The organism is Synechococcus sp. UW140 (assembly GCF_900474295.1).
GTDB lineage: Bacteria > Cyanobacteriota > Cyanobacteriia > PCC-6307 > Cyanobiaceae > Synechococcus_C.
On sequence record NZ_UCOB01000012.1, the window covers coordinates 66,139 to 90,742 of the forward strand.

At 59.3% G+C, this 24,604-nt stretch carries 20 protein-coding genes; 11 read left to right on the top strand and 9 right to left on the bottom strand.

Annotated features, from left to right (window positions below; translation table 11 throughout):
- Positions 1 to 10 precede the first annotated feature (10 nt).
- The 5 genes from DXY10_RS04520 to DXY10_RS04540 are packed head-to-tail and all read right to left on the bottom strand — an operon-like array spanning position 11 to position 5,019.
- Complete coding sequence (locus DXY10_RS04520) at positions 11 to 1,321, bottom strand: (Fe-S)-binding protein (protein ID WP_115016619.1); 1,311 nt, start codon at positions 1,319 to 1,321, stop codon at positions 11 to 13.
- On the bottom strand, positions 1,314 to 2,075 hold the full coding sequence (locus DXY10_RS04525; protein ID WP_115016620.1) for a phytanoyl-CoA dioxygenase family protein: 762 nt from the start codon (positions 2,073 to 2,075) through the stop codon (positions 1,314 to 1,316). The genes DXY10_RS04520 and DXY10_RS04525 overlap by 8 nt, the downstream gene beginning before the upstream one ends.
- Positions 2,062 to 2,877 (bottom strand): hypothetical protein, encoded by an 816-nt coding sequence (locus tag DXY10_RS04530; RefSeq protein WP_136989051.1) that lies wholly within the window; start codon positions 2,875 to 2,877, stop codon positions 2,062 to 2,064. Before DXY10_RS04530 ends, DXY10_RS04525 begins: the two co-directional genes overlap by 14 nt.
- Positions 2,865 to 3,566: a 2OG-Fe(II) oxygenase gene (locus tag DXY10_RS04535; RefSeq protein ID WP_244281930.1), complete on the bottom strand. Its 702-nt coding sequence runs from the start codon at positions 3,564 to 3,566 to the stop codon at positions 2,865 to 2,867. The genes DXY10_RS04530 and DXY10_RS04535 overlap by 13 nt, the downstream gene beginning before the upstream one ends.
- 28 nt (positions 3,567 to 3,594) lie before the next feature.
- Positions 3,595 to 5,019, bottom strand: coding sequence for an NADP-dependent isocitrate dehydrogenase (locus tag DXY10_RS04540; protein WP_115016622.1), 1,425 nt, complete (start codon positions 5,017 to 5,019; stop codon positions 3,595 to 3,597).
- 94 nt (positions 5,020 to 5,113) lie between these two features.
- On the opposite strand from DXY10_RS04540, the gene DXY10_RS04545 reads away from it, so the two are divergent.
- Positions 5,114 to 6,067, top strand: coding sequence for a glycosyltransferase family 2 protein (locus tag DXY10_RS04545; protein WP_115016624.1), 954 nt, complete (start codon positions 5,114 to 5,116; stop codon positions 6,065 to 6,067).
- Positions 6,068 to 6,085: 18 nt separating this feature from the next.
- Here the strand turns inward: DXY10_RS04545 and DXY10_RS04550 are convergent, their stop codons facing one another.
- Complete coding sequence (locus DXY10_RS04550) at positions 6,086 to 7,474, bottom strand: ChbG/HpnK family deacetylase (protein WP_371411116.1); 1,389 nt, start codon at positions 7,472 to 7,474, stop codon at positions 6,086 to 6,088.
- Between the two features lie 32 nt (positions 7,475 to 7,506).
- On the opposite strand from DXY10_RS04550, the gene DXY10_RS04555 reads away from it, so the two are divergent.
- From DXY10_RS04555 to DXY10_RS04585, 7 genes are all read left to right on the top strand, one after another.
- Positions 7,507 to 7,932 (top strand): hypothetical protein, encoded by a 426-nt coding sequence (locus DXY10_RS04555; RefSeq protein WP_115016626.1) that lies wholly within the window; start codon positions 7,507 to 7,509, stop codon positions 7,930 to 7,932.
- Positions 7,933 to 8,007: 75 nt separating this feature from the next.
- The gene (locus DXY10_RS04560) at positions 8,008 to 8,721 is read left to right on the top strand and encodes a heme oxygenase (biliverdin-producing) (protein ID WP_115016729.1); all 714 of its coding nucleotides are present in this window, start codon (positions 8,008 to 8,010) and stop codon (positions 8,719 to 8,721) included.
- A 95-nt stretch (positions 8,722 to 8,816) separates the two neighbouring features.
- Entirely contained in the window at positions 8,817 to 9,845 is a 1,029-nt protein-coding gene (locus DXY10_RS04565; protein ID WP_115016731.1) for a glycosyltransferase, read from the top strand.
- 78 nt (positions 9,846 to 9,923) lie between these two features.
- Positions 9,924 to 11,741 carry an ABC transporter ATP-binding protein gene (locus DXY10_RS04570; protein ID WP_115016628.1) on the top strand — a complete coding sequence of 606 codons (1,818 nt, stop codon included), beginning with the start codon at positions 9,924 to 9,926 and terminating at the stop codon, positions 11,739 to 11,741.
- A 7-nt stretch (positions 11,742 to 11,748) separates the two neighbouring features.
- Positions 11,749 to 14,169 (top strand): glycosyltransferase, encoded by a 2,421-nt coding sequence (locus DXY10_RS15115; protein WP_371411117.1) that lies wholly within the window; start codon positions 11,749 to 11,751, stop codon positions 14,167 to 14,169.
- Positions 14,162 to 15,301: a glycosyltransferase gene (locus DXY10_RS04580; RefSeq protein WP_115016630.1), complete on the top strand. Its 1,140-nt coding sequence runs from the start codon at positions 14,162 to 14,164 to the stop codon at positions 15,299 to 15,301. The genes DXY10_RS15115 and DXY10_RS04580 overlap by 8 nt, the downstream gene beginning before the upstream one ends.
- Positions 15,298 to 16,167: a sulfotransferase gene (locus DXY10_RS04585; RefSeq protein WP_115016632.1), complete on the top strand. Its 870-nt coding sequence runs from the start codon at positions 15,298 to 15,300 to the stop codon at positions 16,165 to 16,167. Before DXY10_RS04580 ends, DXY10_RS04585 begins: the two co-directional genes overlap by 4 nt.
- Here the strand turns inward: DXY10_RS04585 and DXY10_RS04590 are convergent.
- The 3 genes from DXY10_RS04590 to kdsA are packed head-to-tail and all read right to left on the bottom strand — an operon-like array spanning position 16,158 to position 20,704.
- A complete protein-coding gene (locus DXY10_RS04590; RefSeq protein WP_115016634.1) occupies positions 16,158 to 17,987 on the bottom strand; it encodes a hypothetical protein in 1,830 nt (609 codons plus the stop codon). The genes DXY10_RS04585 and DXY10_RS04590 overlap by 10 nt on opposite strands.
- Positions 17,988 to 17,991: 4 nt before the next feature.
- A complete protein-coding gene (locus DXY10_RS04595; RefSeq protein WP_115016636.1) occupies positions 17,992 to 19,842 on the bottom strand; it encodes a hypothetical protein in 1,851 nt (616 codons plus the stop codon).
- A gap of 10 nt (positions 19,843 to 19,852) precedes the next feature.
- Positions 19,853 to 20,704, bottom strand: coding sequence for a 3-deoxy-8-phosphooctulonate synthase (kdsA, locus tag DXY10_RS04600; protein ID WP_115016638.1), 852 nt, complete (start codon positions 20,702 to 20,704; stop codon positions 19,853 to 19,855).
- 80 nt (positions 20,705 to 20,784) lie between these two features.
- On the opposite strand from kdsA, the gene DXY10_RS04605 reads away from it, so the two are divergent.
- The 3 genes from DXY10_RS04605 to katG all read left to right on the top strand — a co-directional run bounded on the left by DXY10_RS04605 (position 20,785) and on the right by katG (position 24,557).
- Positions 20,785 to 21,489, top strand: a complete 705-nt coding sequence (locus DXY10_RS04605) for a hypothetical protein (RefSeq protein ID WP_115016640.1) — start codon at positions 20,785 to 20,787, stop codon at positions 21,487 to 21,489.
- A complete protein-coding gene (locus tag DXY10_RS04610; RefSeq protein ID WP_115016642.1) occupies positions 21,489 to 22,295 on the top strand; it encodes a manno-octulosonate cytidylyltransferase in 807 nt (268 codons plus the stop codon). Before DXY10_RS04605 ends, DXY10_RS04610 begins: the two co-directional genes overlap by 1 nt.
- A 72-nt stretch (positions 22,296 to 22,367) precedes the next feature.
- Positions 22,368 to 24,557, top strand: a complete 2,190-nt coding sequence (katG, locus tag DXY10_RS04615; RefSeq protein ID WP_115016644.1) for a catalase/peroxidase HPI — start codon at positions 22,368 to 22,370, stop codon at positions 24,555 to 24,557.
- Positions 24,558 to 24,604 lie beyond the last annotated feature (47 nt).

Sequence of the window (24,604 nt, forward strand, 5' to 3'; positions counted from 1 at the left end):
CAGCCTTGGCTCAGATCAGGGAGGCGGAGCGGGCCAGCAGTTCCATCGGATGGTTGACCACCACTGGCTCACTTGTGGCAGGTAGATGACGCCGCAGCTGCAGGCTGCAACCGATGTTCGCGCTGGCGATCACACTGGCGCCGGTGCCGCTGAGGTCAGCTGCCTTAATCCTGCCTAGTTCGGCGGCTTCGTTCGGCTGAACCAGGTTGTAGATGCCGGCGCTGCCGCAGCAGACGCCTGCCTCGGTGGCCTCGCGCAGTTGGAGGTGGGGAATGGTTTCTAAGAGCTGGCGAGGCTGATGGCTGATGCCTTGGCCGTGAATCATGTGGCAGGCATCGTGATACGCCACCACGAGCGGTTGATCGGCACTGGCCCTTTGCCCGTTGGCATGGGACAGAGGTTGCAGAGATTGCTGGAATGGCTTGGAGAGTCCTTTTTTGAACAGGAACTCGTGAACATCTTGAACTGGGCAGTGAAAGCCATTGGCTTCAGATCCACCGTCCAAGATCTCTGAATAGGCCTTCATGGTGTGGCCACAGCCGGAGGCGGCAACCAGCACGGCATCGAGCGGTGGATCGATCTGGTCGCTCGTGAAGCTCTCCACCAAGGCGCTTGCCAGATCTCTGGTCTGTTCCATCTGGCCTTGGTGATGGCTCACCGCACCGCAACAGCCTTGATTGGCGGGGATCACGACTTCGTAGCCATTGGCCTGCAGCACAGCCACGGTGGCCGCATTGACTGCCGGGTCAAAACAGCGTTGAACGCAGCCAAGCACCAGGCCGACACGACCGCGCTGCTCTCCCTGGGCGGGGTTGATGTGAGGGAACTGATCGCGGAAGCCTTCCTCTGCCAACTTGGGTAGGAGCGACTCCATCGCTTCCAGCTGCGGCCCAAGCAGGCGCACGAAACCGCTGCGGCGCATGAGGTCTTGGATGGGGGTGCCGGCGTAGGCCCGTAGGGGCGTGAGCAGGGCCCGCAGGCGTTTCGGATAGGGCAGCACCTGCAGCAGCAGCTGGCGAAAACGGGTCTGCCAGCAGCTGCGCAGTTCGGGTTTGTTGAGCTGGGGTCGGGTGGCTTCGATCAGTTGGTCGTAGCGCACTCCAGACGGGCAGGCGCTCACACAGGCGAAACAGCCGAGGCAACTATCGAAATGGGATGCCACTGTGGCATCCAGCTCCAGTTCCCCGGCGTCAATCGCTTTGAGGGTATGGATGCGGCCACGGGGAGAGTCCATCTCCGTTCCCATCACCCGGTAACTGGCGCATGTCGGCAGGCAGAAGCCGCAATGCACGCAGGGGTCGGTGGGATCAGAGCTAGCCATGGCGCCATTCTGATGGGCTGGGCTGGATCTCTGGGCGTTGGAGGCGCTGCGAGAGGATCTGGTGGTGGGTCTCCCTCAGTTGGTTCACGACCTCTGGATGGCACTCTCCTTGCAGTCTTGCCTGGCGATTCAGTCGCAGTGGGGCGCTGAGATAATTGACGATCAGGGCGCGGCGAGGGCCAGCGGAGCGATTGCTGCTGGAGCCGTGAAGGGTCCAGGGCGTGTGCACGGTGCCATCCCCGAAGGCCATCGGTGCTGCCACGCTGGGATTGGTCTGGGGCAGTCCGGTCGGAGCTGTTCTGGCGAGTTGCGGTTGTGATAACAGGCAGTGGTTTTGACTTCCCGGCACGAATTGGATCGGCCCGTTGCTGGCGTCGATCGCCTGCAGCGGCAGCCAGAGGGTGAGGGCGGCGAGCTGATCCGCAGGGATGAAACGGGCGTCCTGATGCCAGGCGGTGCCAGGGTCTCCGGGTCGTTTGTTGTAGAGCGTCACCGCCAGCAGCTGCAGGGGGGTGTCATCGAGACCGCAGCAGTTCTGAAGCCGAGTGGTCAGAGTGGGTTGCTGGAGCAGGGTCGTCAGTTCGGGCAGGTCATCCTGGAGAAACCAGAGCGGCACACCCGCGTTCTGCCATCGTTCGGCCGCCTTCAAGATTTTCGGGATGAGCGCACGCAAGTGGGTGCATGCTGCGCCATCGAGTACCTGGGGCAATAGCGCGAAACCATCGCGTTCAAATGTGGCGTCAGCCAGTTGCATGGCTCAGCAGATAGAGCTTCATCGACCAGGTGCCATCGCGATTTGGGCTCAGTTTGATGTGGCTGAACCCTTCGGCATGGCCCGGTGCCTCCTCTTGATGCCAGTTGTGATGGCGGCGTCGGCAGTGCTCGATTGCAGCTGCAGGGCACCAGGGGGCCAGGGTGTCGAGGAGGGCCTGTACTTCAGGTGCATCAGCGGCGCTGCCCCGTTGCAGTCGACCAGTAGGGAACAGTTCAAACCCGAGTCGATCCAGGCCACCTCTCCCCCAATCGAGGGTGGCTGACCAGCAGAGGCTGGGCTGATTGAGCAAGCGTTCCAGAACTGGCGTGCACAGATCAGGGGCCTGTTGCTGCAGCCAAGACCATTGGTGGGGTCCTGTGAGGTTGAGGCGGATCCGGCCTTTCTGATGACTGGGGCGCCCTGGGAAAAGACCGCAATGACTGATGCCGAGATCGCCTTCGCCTGGCTCCGGTATGAGCCAGGCGGTCGTCAGGCTGGGGAGCAACTCTCGGCGCGCCTCCAGCACCCCTTGCTGGCGTGGTCCGCGCCGGTGATCCAAACGGAAAAACACGCCAGGGGCATCCTGGAAGGGATGGTCGAATTCCAGCCAGGGTTCGCGCAGCACCCCCCTTGCCCCTCGCAGGGCACGGTCGATCGATTTGCAGACTTTGTCCCATCGCTCCCAGTGCTGGCGCTGGCGAGGAGGGGGAAGAGGGACTGAGAGATCCACACCTCCCTCGGGATCGTTGAGGCGGTATTCGCATAGAGCGACCGTGCCGATTGGTGGCGTCAGACGTAGCAATGCAGGTGCGTGTGACTGCGATGGAGGCGTAGGAATCCTCCCAGGACCACCCGTTGGCTCGGGCCGCCGGTCGGACACACCCGATGTCGGTGGTAGCCGGCGTTGAACAGCAGCAGTTCTCCAGGGTTCAGGCTGATGCGATCGCCACTGGTGCTGATCTGCAACTCGCCGCCTCTAGTCGCTGAATCCACGCCATAGAGAAAGCTCATTTGAAAGCGTGGTTCGAAGGCTGCCGGCAGCAGGGTTCCGTTTTCAATCAGGTTGACAGGATTCCAGTCCCGTTCGCAGTGTTCGGGGATGCCGCCACCGTGAGCCATCTCCCGTAGAGCCCAGCCCGGAAGACGCGTGCCATCTTCAAGCTCGAGCCCCTTGAGCGGTGTGTCGAAGTGATCGCTGAAGAGAGCCGCGATCGGTTGAAAGAACAGCTCCTCCATCTGTTGCAGCAAAGGCATGGGCTGCAGCGCCAGAGTGCCGCGGTAGCGATCTGGGGTCGTACCCACGCAGCTGCGTGGCAGGGTGCGGCCCCAGGGTGTGGTGGCCCATGCTTTGTGGTGACTCGGTTCTCTCAGTTGTCGGCAGAGCTGGGAGATGGCGGCATGGTCGAGCTTGGGATGCCAGCGGGTCAGTGCCAGATCTCCCGCCAGCACGGCCTCAAGGGCTGCTGGGGGGGCTGGGATCGAGGCTGACATGACTGCTTAAACGGCGAGGACGCCTCGTTCAGAATCGTTCGATAATGGCGTCGGCGAAACCGCTGCAGCTCACCGGATCCACTTGGGGTTCCATCAGTCTGGCCAAGTCGTAGGTGACCTGCTTGTCGGCGATGGCGGCACTCAGCCCCTTCGTCACCAGATCGGCAGCCTCTTGCCAGCCAAGGAATTCCAGCATCATCACGCCGCTGAGGATCACTGAGCCCGGGTTGATGCGGTCGAGGCCGGCGTGTTTTGGAGCGGTGCCATGGGTGGCTTCGAAGATGGCAGCCTTCTCGCCGATGTTGGCGCCGGGGGCCATGCCCAGACCACCCACCATCGCGGCCGCGGCATCGGAGATGTAGTCGCCGTTGAGATTGAGGGTGGCGAGGATCGAATACTCCTGGGGGCGGGTCTGGATCTGCTGGAAGATGCTGTCGGCGATGCGGTCATCGACCAGCACCATTTCTTTCCACTTGCCGTTGCCGTGGCTGCTGCCGATGGCGTTGATGACTGCCTGCACTTCAGCGTCGATGTCAGCCTTCTTCTCGGGAGTGAGGCTGTCGTAGCCAGGCTCGATCATGCGGGCGTTGGCTTGCACGCTGAGGTTGGCCTCCGTCTCCAGGTTGCCGAGGATCCAGCTCTCCCGCTCGGTGATGCACACGTCGCGGAATTCGCTGGTGGCCAGCTCATAGCCCCAGTCGCGGAAGGCCCCTTCCGTGAACTTCATGATGTTGCCCTTGTGCACCAGGGTGACGTGGCGCTTGTCGCCCTCCAGGCGCAGGGCGTGCTGGATCGCCTTGCGGATGTGGCGTTGGCTGCCCGCTTTGCTTACCGGCTTGATGCCGATGCCAGAACCCTCGGGGATCTGGCGCTTGCCCAGTTTGCCGTTGGCGGGGATCACCACCTCGTTGAGGTGCTTGCGCAGCTCTTGGCCGACGGCGTCATCGGCTTCCCATTCCACCCCCATATAAATGTCTTCGGTGTTCTCCCGGTAGACAATGACGTCCAGATCCTGGGGACGCTTATGGGGGCTTGGGGTGCCTTCGTAGTAGCGGCAAGGACGCACGCAGGAGTAAAGGTCAAAGATTTGGCGCAGGGCCACGTTGAGGGAACGGATGCCGCCGCCCACCGGTGTGGTGAGGGGGCCTTTGATCGCCACGCCGTAGCTGCGGATCGCTTCGAGGGTGTCTTCTGGCAGGTACTGGTAGGTGCCGTAGAGGTCGCAGGCTTCATCGCCGGCGTACACCTTGAACCATTCGATCGTTTTCTTGCCTCCATAGGCCTTGGCTACGGCCGCATCCAGCACCTTCTGGGTGGCGGGCCAGATGTCCACGCCGGTGCCATCACCCCGGATGAAAGGGATGATCGGGTTGTCGGCCACCACGGGCTGACCGTTCTCGAAGCGGATCGGTGTGCCCTGAGTGGGGGCGGTGAGCTTCTCGAACTGGGCCATGGATGTGGTGTGCCGCCTGGCGACGTTGTGGTGGGGCGAGCCTATGACTCGGGGCGGGATCCCTAAAGTTCGATCTGATCCGCCCCCACGACCCATGGCCAAACCTGCAGGTGTGTGGGTGGTGGCTGCCTGTTTCAACGAACAGGCCGTGATCACCCATTTCATTGAACGGGTGTTGGCGGTTGCGGGGGTGGAGCGTTTGGTGCTGATCGATGACGGCTCCCGCGATGGCACCGTCGATCAGATTCGTGCGTTTCAGCGGCAAGAGCGACAGCGCGAGAGTGAGGGTTCAGTGACCCTGTTGGAACTCACCCGGAACTTCGGCAAGGAGGCGGCGATGCTCGCGGGTCTCGACTATGCCTGCGGTCAGTGCTCTGCAGCGGTGTTGATCGATTCTGATCTTCAGCATCCCCCCGAGTTGATCGGGGGGATGATCGACGCGTGGCATCAAGGGGCGGAGGTTGTCACCGCCGTGCGTGATGACCGGGATCAAGAGTCGCGCTTGAAGGTGGCCAGTGCCTCATGGTTCTACCGGGTGTTCAACAACCTGGTGGATTCGATCCAATTGAAGGAAGGGGCCGGTGATTTCCGCTTGCTGGATGCACCGGTGGTCGAGGCGCTTACCAGTTTGCGTGAGTCGAGCCGCTTCTCCAAGGGGTTGTTGCCTTGGACCGGATTCCGCAGTGTGGAACTGCCGTATCAGCGGGTGAGTCGCAGCGGTGGCACCACCTCCTGGAGTCCTCTAAAGCTTTGGAGTTATGCCCTTGACGGCATTTTCTCCTTCTCGGTGCTGCCGTTGAAGGTTTGGAGCGGCATCGGAATTGTTGTCTCCCTTTTGAGCTTGATCTATGCCCTTGTGATTGTTCTCGACACCCTGTTCACGGGAGTAGACGCCCCAGGTTTCGCCACGCTGATCGTTGCGATCCTCTTCCTCGGCGGTGTTCAGCTCATCGGCATTGGTGTGCTCGGTGAATACATCGGCCGGATCTATGTCGAGGCGAAGGCTCGTCCCCATTACTTCATCCGCACCATCCACCGGGATGGCTGAGTGGGGTTGGTGATGGCTTCAGTTGGCTGTGCCTGTGGTCTGAATCAACTGCTGAATGGCTCTCCACTCCCGCTGTCGCCAGGGGGAGCTGGCGAAAGGAGCTGAGACAGCAAAACCGGACTCTTCCAGGTCACACTCAAGCGGGCCGCCCGGGTGCACGAGCAGTTGCGCTGGTGTCTGCAACCTGTCATCAGGCAGCTTGCGGCTGCAGAGCTCCAGCCAGCAGGCTTGCAGCGCTGCTCCACTCATTTGGCCTGTGAAGAGCACGCCAGCAAAGCCGCTGTTGCTGGCAATGCCATGCCGGCGCTGTCGTCTGCTGGCCTTTGCGTTGAGCAGTTGCAGCACGCTCCATTTGAGTAGTCCTGCGCCGCGGAGCGCTTCCCACCAGCAGCGCAGAGGCAGCCCTGTGGGTAGGGGTTCGGCGGTGCTGCGTATCCAGCTGATCCGCTGATCAGCGGCGAGGCTGATCAGCGTGTCGTGAACCAGGGGGACTAGATGGATGTGTTGGTGGCCGTCCAGGGCGATGGGACCGGGTCCACAGAGTTGGCGGAAGCGTTGGATCTGGGCTGCGATTTCAAGGCGGAGTTGTCTTGTCACTCGGCGCCGGCGGCGATGGCGCCGCGGCAGGAGCGATAGAAGCAGCCATTGGCCGAATGAGAGATGGAAGTGGCCGTGGCTGTTGACCAGGTCTGGAACGACATCGCATGGCGCACTCGATGGGCCTTCAGTGAGGCAGAGATGGAGGCAGAGCTGCTGGTTTGGATTCAGGGTTGCCAGTTGATGCCAGCGCTCTAGAGCTGGCCTTGTTTTCGGACCGTTGACCAGCAGGCTGGCACCATCCAGCTGCCCGGCTTCGATCAGGCCCAGGATGGCTTCGTTGGTGGCCTGACTCAGGCCGAGGTCATCGGCATGCAGGCGTGGGCGCTGGCCATGACTGCGCCGTCGTTGACTGAAGCGTGCTGCCCGTGACCAGATCAGAGCATTGAGCACCGTGGGAGTGAAGACAAAAATGGTGTCCAGCACTGCCGTCGAGGCGTTGGTGCCGATCAGGGTTGCCAAGGTTGCTGAGGGCAGTGCAAGCGGTAGCAGTCCGCATACGCTGAGATTGATGGCGTACTGCATCACCAACCAACGGCGGGCAAACCGAGCCCCGCCTGTTTCAGGCCGAAAGGTAAAGCGGGCGTGGCCTAAATATCCCGTCAACGAGGCCGCCAAGAACGCCAGAGGATTGGCCAGCCAGGTGGGCATGACCCACCGCAGCCCAATCAGTACGCCGTAATGCACCGCCGCGGCGACAATGCCCACCAGTCCGTAGAGGCTGAGGCGGGTGCTGATCGAGCGGAAAGCCATGGTCTGAACGCCTCGCTCGCAACCGTAACGGCCGCTGGCAGATAGACCACGAAGCATTCATCCTTACCGGTAGGTGATTAGACGGTGGTGTGAACGCAGCTGAAGCCATTCACAGCGTGCCTCAGGCCCAGGCCCTGGCTTCATCGGTGACCTTGGTGCGTCAGCACTTTCCTGCTGCCAAACCCAACCTTCGGCCTTGGCGGGATGACCCTCAGACCCGTGCATGGACCGAGCAGGAAACCTTGGATTTCTCCTTTCATTTCCCCGGTTGGAGTCCCCGTCTGGAGTGCCGCAGTCTGCTGTTGCAATTGCGGCTCCAGGCGGATCCGCGTGAGCAGAGCTCACCCCTTCTTGGTGTGCTGATCAGAGGGATGACCTACGACGGCGAACGCTGGCGCCTGGCCACCGTCGGTGACTGGCAGCCCAGTGGACGCCATCTTCCTCAGCCTGATCAGGTGCTGCATCTACAGCAGATTTGTCGTGATTTGCATGCTCTGTTCAGCACCGTCTCGTAACCCTTCGCAACCCCTGAGGCCCTCAGACCGGAGAGGGCTTTTATGGTTCTCGTCTGTGCTACGCCTTTCTTACCCATGTCTGTCGCTCTTGCTGCCCAGCTCCGTGAAGGCACCAAGAAGTCGCACACCATGGCCGAAAACACCGGCTTTGTGAGCTGCTTCCTCAAAGGTGTTGTTGACAAGGGCAGCTACCGCAAGTTGGTGACTGACCTCTACTTCGTGTACACCGCCATGGAGGAGGAGATCGGCAAGCTGGAGGACCATCCCGTGGTTGGTCCAGTGGCGATGGAGCAGCTCAACCGCCGTGAATCTCTTGAGCAGGATCTGACTTACTACTTCGGCGAGGGCTGGAAGGAACAGATTCAGCCTTCACCCTCTGCGGCCGCTTACGTCGAGCGCATTCACGCTGTTGCCAAGGAGTCCCCCGAACTGCTGGTGGGACATCACTACACCCGCTATTTGGGTGATCTCTCAGGTGGTCAGATCCTGAAGAACATCGCCCAGAAAGCAATGAATATGGAGGGTGATGATGGCCTGCGCTTCTACGTCTTTGATGACATCGCCGATGAGAAGGCCTTCAAGACCACCTATCGGGCCACCATGGACGAGCTGCCGATCGACCAGGCCACGGCCGATCGCATTGTTGAGGAAGCCAACCATGCCTTCCACCTGAATATGAACATGTTCAAGGAACTGGAGGGCAATCTTGTGGCTGCGATTGGCAAGGTTCTGTTCGGCTTCCTCACCCGTCGTCAGCGCACAGGGAGTACTGAGGCCGCTGCGGCTTGATTCCTCTGGATTGAATCCATCCCTTCTGTGATGCAGTGCTGATTGCTAACGGCTCTGAGCCCTCAGGCGTTGGCCTTTCTCCGATCAGGGTTCTGGTGCCTGGCACCGGAACCCGTTTTCGTTGTGGTGGTTTGAGTGTGGCTATGCAGACAGCCCGTCTGCTTTCCACATTGCGTCCCACTGAAGTGGTCACCTATCGCCAGCGGCAGGATGATCATCCTTTTCTGGATGACCTGCTTCGTGAGGAGAAGGCTCCAGGTGCCTGCCTGTGGCTGGTGAGCTGGGGTTTTGATGTGCCGGCGCTGTTGCGGCGGCTGCGGGGGCGTTCAGTGATCTATCAAGCCCATAGCAGTGGCTATGGCTTTGATCTGCCGCCAGGGGTACCGGTGCTCGCGGTTAGTCGCAACACTCTCGGCTACTGGGGGGATCGCGCCCCAAGAAACCCGTTGTTTCTGTTGCCTAATGCGCTGGAACCTCAGTGGCTGGAGCGAGGAGATCGCTACGGGGCCGGGGGCCCAAGGGTGATTGATGTGCTGGTCCAGCAGCGCAAGAGCAGCGATTACGTGTTGAAGGAATTAGTCCCGGCTCTGCGTGCTCGCGGCTTGCGGGTGGAGGTCCAGAACGGCTGGGTTGACGATCTGGTGGGCTTATTCAACAGTGCCAGCGTTTATCTCTATGACTCTGCAGAGCACTGGCGTGCTGCTGGTGTGAGTGAGGGGTTCGGCCTGCCGCCGTTGGAGGCGATGGCCTGCGGTTGTGTGGTGTTCAGCAGTCTCAATCACGCCCTTGCCGACACCCTCACCCCTGGTGAGCTAGGTCATCAGATTGGTTGCGGCAGCCTTGAACATGATCTGGAAAGCATCACGGCGGCTGTCGCAGACCAGGCTGTCTGGCGCTGCTCCGGGCCTGCACTCGATCATTTCCTCGTCGCTTATTCGGAATCGGCCTTGAAGCAACGTTGGCAGGCGTTGTTGATGAAACTCGATCAATTGATGCCGGCCCTGCAGCGGCAGTCGGTGTTGCACTCCCGTCCGCTTTGGCGTCTGCGCCTTCACCGTTATTGGCGGGGGCTGAGGCGGGTGGTCAATCGGTTGCCTGGCTGGCCTGTGGGTCGGAAACGCTAAGGGTGCGGCCGGTCTAAGGTCATTTCATCCGAAATTTGACTGCCTTGTGAGCTGCAAGGCAGTTCTCTGACTTCTTTCATGCCCTTGCAAAGTCAGACCTGGAGCAATCTCAGTCAGCTGCTTCGTGAGTTGCCCAGACGACGGGTTCGTCTGCTGATTGTTGTCCTGATCGCATCCCTGTTTCAGGGATTGCTGGATGTGTTTCTTGTGGCCTTGTTGGCCAGGCTGGTGGGTTTATTGGCGGGGGCCAAGGTTGAGGATTACTTGCCGGGAATCCGTGTTTTCGGTGGTGATTTTCTAGATCAGTCGGGTTGGCTAGTGGCCTTGCTGATTGGATCATTTTGGTTTTCCTCTGCCATTCGCTTTGGTGTGGCTCTGATGCAGAGCCTTCTCAGCGCTGAGGTCTGGAACGATTTGGTCAACAAGGTGTATGACAATCTCATGCGCCAAAAATACGAATTTTTTATTCGTCAACGTACGGCAAATCTATCTGAAAAATTCAACCGGATTATCAATAGTGTCTCCACAGGTGTGATCAGCCCGATCATCCTGATCGCTGGAAATGTGGTTTCTGTTGCTTCCCTTTTAGTCGGAGTTGTGCTCGTTTTAGGTGTGAAGGCTTTAGCCGTTTTTGGCCTGATGCTGTTGGCCTATGTCCTGGCGTCCAAGTTGATTACGCCCTATTTGCGGTTGTCGACCAAGCAACGTATCCGTTATGGACGGCGAATCAACCTTCTCTTGATGGAGTCGCTCCGATCAATGCGAGAGGTGCAGTTGTATTCGGCGGAAAATTACTTCGTCTCACGCTTTGCCCGCGATGGCGTGATTGCCAAGCGTTATGACCGTGTTGGTCGTCTTCTCCCGGATGTTCCTCGTTTGGTGATTGAGCCTGCCGGCATCACCATTCTGTTTGCCGTCGGTATCGGTCCGGCTTTGCTAAGTCGTGATCCTGAACAAATCAAGAATGCGATCCCATCCCTGTCTGCGGTTCTTGTCGCTCTCCTGCGCATTTCCGGTCCGCTGCAGTCGATGTTCCGCAGCATCAACCGCCTTCGTGGTGGATTGCCTGAAATTGCAGATGCTCTGGAGTTGCTTAGCTTGAGGCCCGAGCGTTATTTGCTGACCTCTGAGGGTGTACCCACGGCTGAAGGGGTGATGCCGCGGAGATTCATCCAGCTCAAGGATGTGTGTTTTGCCTACACGCGTGATGGAAAGCCGGTGATCAACAATATCAATCTTTCAATTCCGATTGGATCGCGTATTGCTTTGGTGGGCCGCACGGGTAGTGGCAAAACCACGCTGGCCCATCTCTTGCTGGGGTTGTTCCAGCCCACATCTGGCGAGCTCATGCTCGACGGCATTGAGGTAAGTGATCAGGAGGTGCCTGCCTGGCAGGCCAATTGTGCCTTTGTGCCACAGACCATTCGTTTGATGGATGGCAGCATCCGCGACAACGTGGCCTTTGGTTGTGATTCGGATCTCATCGACGATGACCAGGTTTGGGCAGCGCTCGAGGCGGCTCAATTTGATGAGTATGTGGCAGGCATGACCTATGGCCTCTACACCATGATTGGAGAGAACGGAATCAAGCTTTCAGGAGGCCAGCGTCAGCGTCTTTCTCTTGCAAGGGCCTTCTTCCGAGGTGCCAAGGTGCTCGTGCTCGACGAAGCTACGAGTGCTCTCGATAACAAAACAGAGCACGATGTGATGCAGGCGCTCGACATTGTTGGTCGTCGCTGCACCACGATTGTGATCGCTCATCGTCTTTCAACGGTCAAGAAGTGTGATCTGATTTATGAAATGGCTCGTGGTGAAATCATCGCTAGCGGGAACTTTCAGCAGTTGCAGGAGATTTCACCAACATTTCGCGAAATGGCTTTGATCGAGGGGGAGTAAAACCGCGATGGCGGACTTTGTCGTTCTCGCTACGGCCGACTGGGACCACCCCCTTTGGACCAACAAGCAACACACGGCCCAGACCCTCGTGGCTGCGGGGCATCGTGTGCTGTATGTCGAATCTCTTGGCATTCGTCCTCCCCGGGTGGGTGCTGCTGATCGCACCCGCATCCTTCGTCGTCTGAGGCGCATGCTGCAGCTACCGCGTCAGCGGCGGGAGCGGTTGTGGGTGTGGTCGCCTCCCGTCTTGCCTGGAGGTCATGGCGGATTCGGTCTGCGGTTGAACCGGTCCCTCCTGCGACTGGGCCTCGCTGTCTCCTGCCGTTGGCTGGGGTTCGATCAACCCATTCTCTGGACCTACAACCCCCTCACGACTCTTTATCTCGACCCCGAGAGCTTCGCGGGCAGCGTCTATCACTGTGTGGATCGCATTCAGGATCAGCCGGGCATGCCGGTGGCGCGGATCGAAGCCAATGAGCGCCGGCTTTCTGAAGCGGTGGACGTGGTGTTTGCAACGTCTCCCGAGTTGCAAATCACTCATCAGCATTGGAATCCCCACACGCTGCTGTTTGGCAATGTGGCCGATCACGAGCACTTCAGCCGGGCGCGCCGTGGCGATGGTGATGCTCCTTTGTCGTGCCCAACGAAGTTGCAGTTGATGCAGCCACCGCGCTTGCTGTTTATGGGGGCGATCGATGCCTACAAGCTCGATCTCGACCTCTTACTGCAATTGGCTCAGACGCATCCGCAGTGGAGTTTTGTGCTGATCGGTCCTGTGGGGGAATGTGACCCCTCCACCGATGTCGGGGCCCTGGCTGCGTGTCCGAATGTGCAGCTGATCGGTCCTGTGGCCTATGCCGATCTGCCCGCTTGGCTCGCCCACGCCAATGTCGCCCTGCTGCCGTTGCAGCTCAATGGCTACACCCGGCACATGTTCCCGATGAAGTTCTTCGAGTACCTCTCGGCTGGGTTGCCAGTGGTGGCTACCGCCATCCCTTCGTTGGAGGCCCACGCTGATGTGGCTTGGCTGTGTCCGCCTGAGGCGGGGGCGTTTGATCGGGCCATTCGTGCTGCATTGAACGGCCAGGGTCCGCCACTCCAGAAGCGTTTGGAGAGGGCAGCCACGCAGACCTATACGGCAAGAACCGAGGCCATGCTCACTGTGCTGGAGGAGCGGGGGGTGTTAGCCCCAACAGGTTTGTCGTCAACGCTCGCTGCACGACCCCCAAAGCATCCTCGGGTGGCGCTTTATATCGATAGCTTGAAGTTGGGAGGTGCCGAACGGGTCACGCTGACCTGGGCCACATGGTTGCAGCAGGTGGGCTGGAAGCCCATCGTGCTGACCCGCAAGCACGCTGGCTGGGATTTTTATCCCATTCCTGCTGGAGTGGGTCGGGCTGTGGAGCCTGTCGATCCTGCCTGGATGCGTTGGTGCGGCCCTTTGGCCTTTCCTTTGCGGGTGCTTCGGCTGCAGCGTTGGATTCATCGGCAGAACGTGGCGCTCACGATCGGCGTGACCTCCTTGCCAGCGATCAAGATGGTGTTGGCATCGCGTCTGGCCGGAGTCCCATGCGTGGTCTCAGAGCGCAATGATCCTGGCTTAAAGCGCATCGGCCCAATCTGGAGTGTTTTACGCAAGCTCAGTTATCCATGGGCTGCCTTGCATTTGGTGCAGACCCAGGCCGTAGGTGCATGGTTATCCCAACATCTTGCGGTGAAACGTCAGTTGTTGCTGCCCAATCCCGTGCAGTGGCCTCTGGAACGGTTCCCGCCCTGTCTTGATCCTCAGCAGTGGTTGGCGAAGGCGGGTGTGAGCGCTGCCGATCCGGTGCTCTTGGCTGTGGGCACGAAAGCGCATCAGAAGGGCTTTGATCGTCTCCTGCGTTGGTGGGTCCCGCTGGCCTTGCGTCATCCCGATTTGCAGCTTGTGATCCTGGGTTTGGAGCAGCAGCCGTATCACGGTTGTGATCAACAGGCCGATCTGCAGGCGCTTTTGGCACACCAACCTGAGTTGCAGGCCAGGCTGCACTTTCCCGGTCGTGTCGGCAACGTGGCCGATTGGTATGACCGGACCGAGATCTTTGTGCTCTCGTCGCGCTACGAGGGCTTCCCCAATGTGTTGCTCGAAGCGATGGCTGCGGGTTGCTGCTGTGTCGCTGCCGATTGCCCGCATGGCCCTGCCGATTTGATCACGGATGGGGACAACGGTCGTTTGATCGCAGACGATGCCACCGATGCCGACTGGGTGCGATGCCTGGATGGTTTGCTCACGCATCCAACTGAGCGGTCACGTTTGGCGGGGCAAGCACTTGCGGTGAGGGAACGCTATGCACCTGAGCGGCTTCGAAACAGCCTGATCACGGCGCTGCGTGAGGTCGGCACTCCAGCGCTGATCCAAGCCTCTGCGGAGTGGTGTCGCGATGGCTGATTCTCGTGGCTCTCAGCGGCGTCTGCTCGTGTTTGCACCCACCCGGCGTGCCGCTTCTGAAACCTTTGTGCGCGCCAATCTGGCGGGGTTGCCCTTTGCGGTGCAGGCCTATTTCGGTGACGAGTGCCCTTGGCGTCAGCCAGATCGCTGCGCCTACGGCATGTCTGTTTGGCTTAGCAAGGTGTTCACGCGACTGGGCTGGTTGCGAGTGGCCGGATGGCCTGCAGCTCGTGTCGCTGAGGTGCTGATTCGTCGGCATCAGCCTGATCTCATGATGGCGGAATTCGGATTCCATGCGGTGCGGGTGATGGATGCCGCCAAAGCCACTGGTGTTCCCCTTGTGGTGCATTTCCGTGGCTCGGATCTGTCTGCCCAGTGCAAAGTCGGGGTGTTGAAATCGCGGTATCGCCATTTGCTCCGATTCGCTGATGGCGTGATCTGCAAGTCGGAGCCGATGGCGCAAACGCTGCGGCAGTTGGGAGCTAACCCATCTCGCCTGCTTATTAGTGCCTCAGGTGCCAATACAGCTCTCTTTTATGGCAGCAATCCGTCTCAGGCTGCACCAGTGTTTTTGGCGGTTGGCCGTTTTGTCCCGAAGAAAGGTCCCCTCCACACGATTAGGGCCTTTCAGCAGCAGCCGTTAGGTCAGTTGTGGATGGTGGGGGAAGGGCCACTGCTTTTGCAGGCAGAGGCTCTTGTGCAAGACCTTGGCCTTCAGGATCGCGTTCGCTTTTTTGGTGCGTTGCCGCAGGTCAAGGTGGCTGCCTTGATGCGGGAGGCACGGGTGTTCGTGCAGCATTCTTTGGTCGCTGCGGATGGCGACAGTGAGGGCAATCCTGTGTCAGTGATGGAAGCGCAGCTGAGTGGTTTACCTGTGGTGGCCACCCGTCATGGTGGAATCCCTGAGGTGGTGCTCGATCAGCAGACGGGCTGTCTTGTGGAGGAAGGAGATGTGTCGGGCATGGCAGCGGCGATGCAGCATTTGATGGCAGATCCTCTGCTAGCGGAGTGCTACGGCGCCGCTGGTCGGCGCCAAATCCTGGCGGGTTTCACACTTGAACACCACCTTCAGGACGTCACCAAGTTTCTGGAGATGGTGATGGATTCCCATCGTTTGAGGTTGCGCGCATGAGTGCTCCCAAGTTCCGTCTGCTGCTGATTCGAGGCCTTGGTCACAGCGGTACCACCATCCTGGATCTTGCACTTGGCGCCCACCCTCAGATCACCGGCCTTGGCGAAGCCGTGCGCCTGTTGCAAAAGCCTGCCCCAGGCGAGACACATCGGGGGCCCGCCCAATTGCGAGGTGAATTGCGTCATGAACGTCTTTGCACCTGTGGTCAGGTGGCGGCGCAATGTCCTGTGTGGGGACCAATGTTGGATTGGCTCCCTGCCCATGATGATGAGCCCTTGCCTGTGAAGTTGGCCTATCTGCTGGAGACCTTGCGTTGCAGCAGTCCTGAGGGCTCGTGGTCGTCCCAGTGGGTGGTGGAGTCATTTCAGGATGATTTCATTCTGCCGATGCTTGAGGATCCCTCGGTTGAGGTGAGGGTCATTCATCTCACCCGAGATGTGCGCAGTTGGGTGCATTCCAGGTCTCGGGATGGTCAGAAAAAAGGTGTTTGGTTGCCGGGCCTCCGCCCGTTATTGCGCTGGTGGCGCCTTAGTTCCCGCCATGAGCGGCTACTTCAAGGGTCTGGTAAGCCCGTGTTTCGACTCGGTTACGAGGAGTTGGCCTTGGATCCTGAGCACGCTCTTCAGCGTCTTTGTCATTGGTTGGGGTTGGAGTTCCGGCAAGAGATGTTGCAGCCACTGGTGTATTCCCGCAGTCATATCTTGTCCGGTAATCGGATGCGGTTTGATTCCAGTAAGGGTCGGGCGATTCGCTACGACGGTGCCTGGATGTCTGCCCCAGCTGGGGTGGCGCAACTGGCCTTGTCGCTTCCGTGGTTGTCGAAGCTGAATCAGAGACTTGTGTATTCAACTGTGCGTCAACGGTGACGATAGATTTTGCCCTGACTGAGCGAGGGGTCAAAGTCATAAATCAGTTCGTAGTCGCTGAGATCTATCTTGTATTTTCTTAGCTTCTTTCCAGAGTCGATGTTCAGAAAGAAATCTCCACGCTGTGGTTGGTATGTTGAGCCTTTGTTGATGCCTGCGATGATGCGTATCTCTCGGGTGTCTGGATCCATGTAAATCAAGCGGTCAAACTGCAGAGACCGTAGGTATTCCGAGTGCTTGAACCAGGATTTGGAGAAAATTAGATTAACTGGGCGCCCTGCTTCTTTAGTTGTTTGTGCTAAGCGAATCGTTTCTTGAAGTGTGGCCTGCCAGGAGCGCTGGGTCGCGCGTATGTCGCTGACCTGGTTGTGAAAGGAGGTAGGTGACGTGTGTTCAATGCCAATCACGACAGCGCTCAACGCGGTGCCCGCGAGGGCGAGTTTGCTGGTGGGCCATCTCTTGTGCAGGCGGGTTGCGATCCAGGCAGACCAGGCCATGAGGATGTCGAGCGTGGCGACCAGTTGGATCGGCAGGGCCATGTAGCTGCTGCTTTTGAAGCCCACTAGAGCGAAGAGTGCTGCTCCGTAGGCCATGGCACCTGCGTTCAGGCTGTCGAGCAGGTTGGCTTTGGATTGCCCGCGAAGCACATGAATCAGCCTGATCAGGCTGTAGCTGATCAGTGCAACAGTGCGCACGTCTGGCACGAAGAGGGAGAAGCGCAGATTGGCGTCGTAGCGCTCAACTCCAGCGGCTATCCCTGGCAAATAACTCAACCAGATGAAAGCCGCCAGAAAGAAGAGCAGCAGGCAGAGCAGGGCGATTTCTAGTCTGTAGGCATGCAGCCATTGTTGACGTGAGGTTTGCTTCCAGCTTGGATACAAGCTGTGCATACCAAGAGAACCCAGGACGATGGTCGCCATCGCCGGAACGACAAAAAGAAGAATGCCGATGTCTTTGGTGAAACAGCCGATGAGCGCGAAAACTAAGGCAATTAGTGCGTATTTATCTTGTTTGGAGCGTTGATAGATTAGATAGATTAGGCCAAAGAGTGCTAAGCAAAGGGTGAGGATCCGCTCGCTATAAATGAACTGAAAATAGTTGTATGCGGCGGATGGTGTGAAGAGGTAAATGAGGCAACCGATCAGGCTGACCCCGGCTGTTGTTTGATGCGGCCGCAAGGCCTGAATCAGTTTGATACCTGCCAGAAGAGTGATGATCAGCTCCAGGGCATTGGCCAAGGCCCAGACCTTCGGAAAGGGTGTGAACCAGCTCAGAAGATGGATGTCTTGGTGAGAGAGAGGGAAGAAGCGGAAGTCATTGCGTCCTCTCACTTCCGAGATCAATGACCAGCGGATCGAGAAATTATTAGTGAGTTGGTTCGCCTGAATGTCGTCATACCAGGTGACAATTTCTTTGTAGAACCAGCTCGCATCGGCAACCATGATTGCGGCGTAGGCGATCAGGATGGTTGTGGTGACCGGATGGCGTCGCATCCATCGGCTGATTCGGGCTGCCAGCGCAATAGCATCGAGCTGAGGTTTTGGTTTGCTGCTCTTCCACGCAGCGATGAGCAGAAGTGACGCAGTTGCCACAAGCGTGGTGATCAAGATGCCATGGCTCACCTCGTTGTAGGTGTGCACATCAATCAGTAGCTCTGAGGCGGTCTTGTTGAAGGAGCGGAGCCACTGCCCTAGCAGTAAGCCGATGGCGACCAGGATGGATCCTGTCAGGGCAATTCGCCCTGACCAGGCGCTCCATGTGGATGGATCGCGACGGTCTGCCGTTGCTGGTTGCTTGTTCAGGTTGTCTGCTCCGCCCATGCTGTCAGCGGCGTTTGATATAGATATGGCCGTTGCTCACATCTGGGCTGAATTTGTAGATAGCTTCGAAGTGTTTGATATTGATGCCGAATTCCTTGATGCGGCGTTTTCCGGTGTCGAGGTCAAGAAAGAAATCGCCTGGTTGTGGTGTGTAAGAGTTTCCTTTATTTTTTCCATCGATGATCAGATAGTTGTGAGTATCTTCGTTGAGATAAATTAGCCGGTCGTAGTGCAGTCTTTTGAGGTGGTTGAATCTGCGAAACCATGATTTAGAGATGATCACATTCACTTCGTTGCCTTTCTCCTTTGCTTCTCTCAGCACCAGGGCCGACTGATTGAACGTAGCTCTCCAGGAGCGATGGGTGCGCATGATGTCTTTGACGCGTGAATAGGCATTACCTGGAAACTGAAGCTCGGTATAGATCAACGCCGCAGTTGTAAATAAACCTGCTGCAGTGAGAGCTTGATTGCTGAGGTTGTGTTCGAGCCAGGGTCTTGGCCCGATGCACCAGAGCACCAGGATGTCGGTCACGGCGACCAGGTGCATGGGTAGGGCCATGTAGTTCGATGAGCTATAGCCAACCAGCCAGTACAGTCCGCCCACGTAGCTCAGGGCTGCCACATTGGCTGCGTCGAGAGGGGTGAAGTTGCTGCCTTTGAGCCAGATTTGAGCTGCTCTGAAGCAGATGTATGCGGTGAGAATCGCAAGGCGCCCATCTGGTTCGAACTGCACCATGGTTAAGTCGGCGTCGTAGCGCTGCTCGCCGACGAAGATGCTGGGCAGGTAGGTGAGATAGAGGAAGGATGTGACGAAAAATAGTGAGAGCAGCAAAAGCTGCAATTCGAACTGATAGTGGTTTACCCAGAGTTTCAAGTTTTGGGCTGAGAGTTTTGGCGTTTCTGCTTTGCGATCGAGTTGACCACTAATCAGCATCGCTGCCGCTGGAACGACAAACAGAATGATTGCTGTGTCTTTGCAGAACGCGCCCAGGAGTGCAGCTCCAAGTGCTGTATTTGCGGCTCGAGTCGATCGGCTGGTTTGATAGTCAATGTAGTTCCATAGGAAAATGGCAAACAACAGGGTGAGCATTCGCTCGCTGTAGATGAACTGCATGTAGCTGAAGGCGCTCGGTGCAGTGGCGATGAACAGCAGGCTGAACATCAGCAGTATTTCTTTGGCCTGTGGTGATTGGGTCGTTCGCTTGATGATTCGCACGCCGAGAGCAATGGTGGCGATCAGTTCAATCGCATTGAAAATCATCCAGACCTTCACGTATGGCGTGAACCAGCTGAAAATCTGAAGGTCTGCAAAGGCAAGGGGATAAAAGCGAAAATCATTCCGCGTCAGCGTTTCGCTGATCAAGTTGGCTTTGAGCGAAAAATTGTTGAGCAGATTGTTGGCATAGATGTCGTCGTACCAGCCAATGATTTCCTTGTAAAACCAGCTCGCTTCGTGGATGAGAAATGCTGATGTCGCGGCAAGCACAAGGCATGCCAGAGGCTGCATCTTGATTTGTGCCCACAGCTGAGCGATCAGTCCGGATCTGGATGCCGACTGTTGGCTTGGCTCCACGCTCTTGGTCTGTTCAGGACTGTCCTGTTTCAGGCAGCTTTCTCGCCACAGCCAGACCAACAGCGCCATCACGATGCCAAGCCAAAGGCCATGGCTGGCCAGGTTGTAATGCAGCAGCGTTGCTGCAGCTTCCGATGATTCTGTCGACGGCCACTGCTCACGATGGAGCCGCAACCAGTGCCCAAGGCCTAGGGCCACGGCGATGAGGCTGAGCAAGCTGGCGACAGCCCAGGCCATCGCCTGAGCTCGAACGGCTGAGGTGGAAGGTTGCGCCTGTTTCAAGGTCAGCGGCTCAGTGAATGGTGATCGCCGGGAGCGTTTTCACCACGGCATCGATGGCTTTGACCTGCGTGAGAAAGGCTTCCAGTTGGTCGAGGGGCAGGGCGCTTGGACCGTCGCAGCGGGCTTGGTCGGGGTTGGGATGGGCTTCGAGAAATAGTCCTGCCAGGCCCACGGCGATGCCGGCCCGGGCCAGATCCACCACCTGGCTGCGCCGCCCCCCGGAAGCGGCACCACTGGGGTCGCGGCATTGCAGGGCATGGGTGACATCAAAGATCAGGGGCAGGTTGCTGCAGCAACGCTTCATCACCCCGAAGCCGAGCATGTCAACCACCAGGTTGTCGTAACCGAAGTTGCTGCCCCGCTCGCAGATCAGCAGCTGTTCGTTGCCGCATTCCCGGAACTTCTCCACCAGGTTGGCCATCTGCGATGGACTCAGAAATTGGGGCTTTTTGATATTGATCACGGCGCCCGTGCGGGCCATTGCTTCGACGAGATCGGTCTGACGCGCCAAGAATGCCGGCAGCTGGATGATGTCGCACACCGATGCGGCAGGGGCAGCTTCCTCCGGGCTATGCACATCGGTGATCACGGCAATGCCATGGGTCTCCTTGACGGCTCGGAGGATTGCAAGGCCTTCCTTCAGGCCCGGGCCCCGGTAGGAATGGATGGAGGAGCGGTTGGCCTTGTCGTAGGAGGCCTTAAACACCAGCGGGATTCCCAGGGATTGGCAGACGGCCTTGTAGTGACCTGCCACCTCTAGGGCGAACTCGCGTGACTCCAGCACGTTGATGCCTCCGATCAGCACGAAGGGCGCGTCGTTGGCGAAATGGATGTCGCCCAGCGCGACGCAGCGTGCGGCCATGGGGTGTGCTGTAGATGGAGCGAAGCCTAGGGCTGGCCCTGGGGGCGCCCTAATCTCAGTCCAAAGCCGCACTGCACTGGATGGTGACCGCTCCGATCCCGATTTTCATCGGCTACGACCCGAGGGAGCGGGCGGCAACGAATGTGTTGATCGACAGCCTGTACCAACACAGCTCCACTCCCTTGGCGATCACGCCGTTGGTGACGCCTCAATTGGAGGCCCAGGGGTTGTATCGGCGCGAGCGGGATCCCAAACAGAGCACAGCATTTTCCTTCACGCGCTTTCTGGTTCCCCATCTGATGGGCTATCAGGGCTGGGCTCTGTTTATGGACTGCGACATGCTCTGCCGCGCTGACATCACGGCGCTCTGGGAACAACGCGATGAGCGCTATGGGGCCATGTGCGTGCAGCACGAGCATGTGCCGGGGGAGACGGTGAAATTCCTTGGGGAGGTGCAGAGCGCCTATCCCAAGAAAAATTGGAGCTCGCTGATGCTGCTGAACTGCAGCCGTTGCAGGCGGCTCACGGTGGATTACGTGAATAGTGCCACCGGCTTAGAACTGCATCGCTTCCACTGGCTGGAGGGCGACCACGAGATCGGTGCGATCCATGGGGGCTGGAACCACCTGGTGGATGTTCAGGTCCCGCCAGTGACGCAGGAGGCGTCACCGATGCTCCATTGGACGCTCGGAGGGCCTTGGTTTCGGGAGCAGCGCACCATGGGTGGCCCCTTGGCGGCGGAATGGTTCTCTGCACGCGATGACGCCATGAAGCTGTGGGACTGATGACGATTCAGCGTTCCGTTGTGGCAGTGCCGGCGCGGTTGGCCTCCTCCCGCTTGCCCGACAAGGTGCTGGCAGACATCGGCGGCAAGCCGATGCTCCAGCGGGTGCTCGAGCAATGCGCCAAGGCCACGGGGCCTGCGGCGGTGGTGCTCTGCACCGATAGCCAGCGTTTGCAGGCTCTGGCAGAAGGCTGGGGGTTCCCGGTGCTGATGACGTCTGAGGCCTGTAGCTCTGGCAGCGAAAGGATTGCCTCGGTCGCCGATCAGTTGGTGGCGATGGCTTGGGGTCAGGTGGCTGATCGCTGGGATGTCCCAACCCGTGCTGAGCGTCTGGTCAGCACGGCGGTGATCAATGTGCAGGGGGATCAGCCGTTTCTGGAGCCAGATGTGGTCACCGCGATGGTGGAGGAATTCGGCCGGCGTGATCCGGTGCCTGCTGTGGTGACACCGGTGTATCGGCTCAAACCCGACACCATCCACAACCCAGCTGTGGTGAAGACGTTGCTGGCCCATGACGGTCGGGCGCTCTATTTCTGTCGCTCCGCGATTCCCCATGTCCGCGATGTGGACCCGTCTGAGTGGCATCAGCACACCGACTACTGGGGCCATGTGGGCATGTATGGCTTCCGCGGCGATGTTCTGGCCGCCTGGAATCAGTTGCCTGCCTCGCCTCTTGAGGATTTAGAGCGGCTCGAGCAGCTGCGGCTGATTGAGGCCGGCCTCACGATCGCGACCTTCCCGGTGAAGGGCACGTCACTGTCGGTGGACACCGCCGAACAGCTCGAGGAGGCCCGGGCTCTGGTCTGACTGACGGCCGAAACCACAAACCATCAATAGCTTGAGGCTTGTGCCCATAGCCCCCGCGGGGGGCGATGTGTCGTGTCTGAGCTCAAATGTCCCTTCGCTGGCCATACCGGTGCCGTCACCCCAGCGGCCCACACGGGCCATCGGCAGTGGTGGCCCAATCAGATTGATCTCGGCCTGCTGCATCAGCACCATCCAGCCTCCAATCCCTTGGGGGATGCCTTCGACTACCCCGCCGCCTTCGCTGGCCTGGACCTGGCGGCCTTGAAGGCGGATCTGGCGGTGCTGATGACCGATTCCCAGGATTGGTGGCCAGCGGATTGGGGCCATTACGGCGGTCTGTTCATCCGCCTGGCTTGGCACAGCGCCGGCACCTACCGCAGCGCCGACGGGCGCGGTGGTGCCGGTCACGGTAATCAGCGTTTTGCCCCTCTCAACAGCTGGCCGGACAACACCAATCTCGACAAGGCCAGGCGGCTGCTCTGGCCGCTGAAACGCAAGTACGGCAATGCCATTTCCTGGGCGGATCTGATCATCCTCAGCGGCAATGTGGCCCTGGAATCGATGGGGTTCCGCACCTTCGGTTTTTCCGGGGGCCGTACCGACATCTGGCAGCCCGAAGAGGATGTGTTCTGGGGCAAGGAAACCGATTGGCTGGCGGATGAGCGCCACAACACTGATGGCGGGCTGGATCAGCCGCTGGCGGCTGTCGAGATGGGTCTGATCTACGTCAACCCTGAGGGTCCCCACGGTCATCCGGATCCCGTGGCCTCCGGTCTGGAAGTGCGCGACACGTTCGCTCGGATGGGGATGACGGTGGACGAGACCGTTGCCCTGGTGGCGGGTGGCCACACCTTCGGCAAATGCCACGGCGCGGCTCCGGCATCCCACCTTGAGGCGGAACCCGAGGGGGCTGAATTACATCAGCAGGGCCTGGGCTGGCACAACCGCTTCGAGAGCGGCAAGGGGGAATACACCATCACCAGCGGCATTGAAGGGGCCTGGAAACCCCACCCCACCCGCTGGGACCAGGGCTACTTCGAGATGATGTTTACCTACGACTGGGAGCTCACCAAGAGTCCGGCCGGGGCCTGGCAGTGGGTGGCGAAGGATGTGAAGCCGGAGCACAGGGTTCCCGATGCCCATGTTCCTGGCCGGTCGTCCGCGCCGATCATGACCACGGCGGATCTGTCGTTGCGGCACGATCCGGTGATGGAGCCTGTGGCGCGCCGCTTTTACCAGGATCAGGACGCCTTCGCCAATGCCTTCGCCCGGGCTTGGTTCAAGCTCACCCATCGGGATCTGGGCCCCCGTGCTCTCTATCTCGGTCCGGATGTTCCCCAGGAGGTGCAGATCTGGCAGGACCCAGTGCCAGCTCTGGATCATCCGCTGATCGGTGAGCCCGAGATCCAGGCCCTGAAGCAGCGGGTTCTGGCCAGCGGCTGCAGCATCGGGGCCCTGGTGGGCACGGCTTGGGGTTCGGCATCAACGTTCCGTGGCTCCGATCGCCGTGGTGGTGCCAATGGTGGCCGGATCCGCCTTCAGCCCCAGAACACCTGGGAGGTCAATGACCCAGAGCAGCTGCGCACGGTGCTGCAGGCGCTCGAGACGGTGCAGCAGCAGTTCAACGCTGAGGCCCCCGGTGGTCAGCAGGTCTCGATGGCTGATCTGATCATTCTGGCTGGGTGTGCCGCCGTGGAACAGGCTGGTGGTGGTGGTGGTCACAGCCTGACGGTGCCGTTCATCCCCGGACGGACGGATGCATCCGCGGATCAGACCGACACCGCATCGTTCAATGTGCTGAAGCCGATCGCCGATGGCTTCCGCAACTGGCAGCGCAGTGGTCTGCCGGTGCGTGCGGAGGAGTGTCTGGTGGACCGCTCCCAGTTGCTGGGGCTTAGTGCTCCGGAGATGACGGTGCTGCTCGCTGGTTTACGGGTCTTGGGTGCCAACACTGGCGGCAACCGCCAGGGGGTCTTCACCGACCGCGTCGGCGTATTGAGCAATGACTTCTGTGTGAATCTGCTCGACATGTCGACCCGCTGGTCTCCCACCAGTGAGGCGATGGAGGCTTACATCGGCCGAGATTCCCATGGTGCTCAACGCTGGACAGCGAGCCGAGCCGATCTCGTGTTCGGCTCCAACAGCCAGCTGCGGGCCATTGTGGAGGTCTATGCCCAGGACGATGGCGCCAGTCGTTTTGTCGCCGATTTCGTTCAGGCCTGGGTGAAGGTGATGAACCTCGATCGCTTTGATCTGCGCTGACTCATCGCTTCCCTCAATTGGTGCCGCTCCGCGATCCCCCACGTTCG